This window comes from Endozoicomonas sp. (assembly GCF_051008435.1).
GTDB lineage: Bacteria > Pseudomonadota > Gammaproteobacteria > Pseudomonadales > Endozoicomonadaceae > Endozoicomonas_A.
Genome location: NZ_JBPCXO010000211.1, coordinates 1 through 2,025, shown reverse-complemented (window position 1 = coordinate 2,025; position 2,025 = coordinate 1). Strand labels below are relative to the sequence as shown.

The following is a 2,025-nucleotide window of genomic DNA, read 5'->3' as shown; positions in this document are numbered from 1 at the left end:
TCGCAGGCCGGGTCAGTGCACCCATTCTGAAACTGGTGCAACTCTGGCAGGACTTTCAGCAGGCGGGTATCTCTGTTCAGCGGTTGGGTGACATATTAAATACGCCTACAGAACCTGGCCATGATCCCAATCGTACAACACTTCCTGCTCTTAATGGTTTCGTCAAATTTGAGCATGTTCTTTTCCGCTATCAACCCGATCGCCCGGCCGTGCTTAATGGCGTTTCTCTGGAAGTGAAGCCCGGTGAGATCATTGGCATAGTCGGTCGATCCGGTTCAGGGAAGAGCACGTTGACCAAACTGGTGCAACGATTGTATGTGCCTGAGTCTGGTCGAGTATTAGTAGACGGCGTTGATCTGGCATTAGTCGAACCTGCCTGGTTAAGAAGGCAAGTGGGTGTCGTGCTTCAGGAGAACTTTTTGTTCAACCGTTCCGTTCGGGACAACATCGCTTTAGCCGATCCCGGAGCTTCTATTGAACGTATTATGGCGGCGGCAAAACTGGCGGGTGCTCATGAATTTATTTTGGAACTGCCCGAAGGTTATGACACACAAGTGGGTGAGCAAGGCAGTTCACTGTCTGGTGGGCAGAAGCAGCGCATTGCTATTGCCCGGGCCTTGCTGACCAATCCCAAAATACTGATTTTTGATGAAGCCACCAGTGCTTTGGATTATGAGTCCGAACATATTATTCAACAGAATATGAAACGCATCAGTCAGGGGCGAACCGTCTTCATTATTGCCCACCGCCTTTCCACTGTTCGCGACGCTAACCGGATTATTGTGATGGATAAAGGCCTTATTGTTGAAGAAGGCAGTCATGATCAGTTAGTCAAACAGGGCGGACATTATGCCCGACTGAATGCTCATCAGCATGGCGTCAGGGAGGCGGTGTAATGATTCAATCATTCTTTGAAAAAGCCACCCTTAATAAAACAACAAAGGGCTTGTTGTCGAGAACTGAAAAGCCTGAAGCCTTACAGAATACTCGTCGACAGTTTTTACCCGCTGCACTGGAAGTGGAAGAAACACCGGCCAATCCTGCCAGCAGAGCCATAGTCAAAGCCATTGCCTTGCTGTTTGTTATTGCGGTGGTTTGGGCTTGTGTAGGGAAGATCGACATTGTCGCTTCAGCGCAAGGGAAAATTGTACCGGGTGAACGGGTAAAAACCATTTAGCCCATGGTGATTGGCGAAGTGCAAAGGATTCATGTCCGTGAAGGTGATGAAGTGAAAGCCGGTGACCCGTTAATTACTCTGGTCGGTACGATGACAGACGCAGAAAGAGTTCGGTTGGAGCAGGAAATTACGGCTTTTTCTCTTCAACTGGCACGACAAGAAGCGTTTACGGACTATCTGGATCACAACACGGGCTCAAGACCAGAAACGTTGAAACTGGATAGCTACCTGAGCCTGAAGTTCAACCAGAGTGTTCAGGGTAAAAAAACTCAGACCTTTGAAGAGCAGCTGCTACTGCAACAAATAGAAGACTATGTTTCCGCCAGCGAAACCCTGAAGAGTCAGCTGAAAAGCAAAGCCGCAGAACAACAGACCATAAAAGCCATCGTCACCAAACTGCAACGGGTGCTGCCTATTATCGAAGAGCGCACTCAGGCATTGGAAGGCCTTTATAAAAAGAACTACGGATCAAAAGTGCAATATCTGGAGCTGGAACAACAGCGCATAGAGCTGGAAGAAGATATAAAAGCCCAACAGGCAGCGGTCAGGCAACTGGAAGCGGAGCAGGAAGAAATACAGAATCAGCAGCTCAGCCTCCATGCCCAAACCCGGCGCGAAAGCCTGGATCAACAGGAGCAACTGCACCGACAGCTCGCCAGCCTGAAACAGGAAAGTATCAAGGCACAGGAATTGCATGATCAACAATTGATCACAGCACCGCTAGACGGCACCGTTCAGCAATTACAGATTCATACCATTGGTGGTGTCGTTCAACCCGCACAGGCTCTGATGCAGATCGTACCCAAGGAGGCAAAGATGGAAGTGGAAGCCTGGATCTTAAACAAAGA

3 protein-coding genes are annotated in these 2,025 nt (G+C 49.1%); all 3 read left to right on the top strand.

Annotated features, from left to right (window positions below):
* Positions 1 to 896, top strand: an 896-nt coding sequence (locus tag ACR2PX_RS10945) for an ATP-binding cassette domain-containing protein (protein WP_433999392.1), incomplete at its 5' end; no start/stop codon positions are given.
* On the top strand, positions 896 to 1,177 hold the full coding sequence (locus ACR2PX_RS10940; RefSeq protein ID WP_433999391.1) for a hypothetical protein: 282 nt from the start codon (positions 896 to 898) through the stop codon (positions 1,175 to 1,177). The genes ACR2PX_RS10945 and ACR2PX_RS10940, both read left to right, overlap by 1 nt.
* 18 nt (positions 1,178 to 1,195) lie before the next feature.
* Positions 1,196 to 2,025, top strand: an 830-nt coding sequence (locus ACR2PX_RS10935; protein WP_433999390.1) for an HlyD family efflux transporter periplasmic adaptor subunit, incomplete at its 3' end; no start/stop codon positions are given.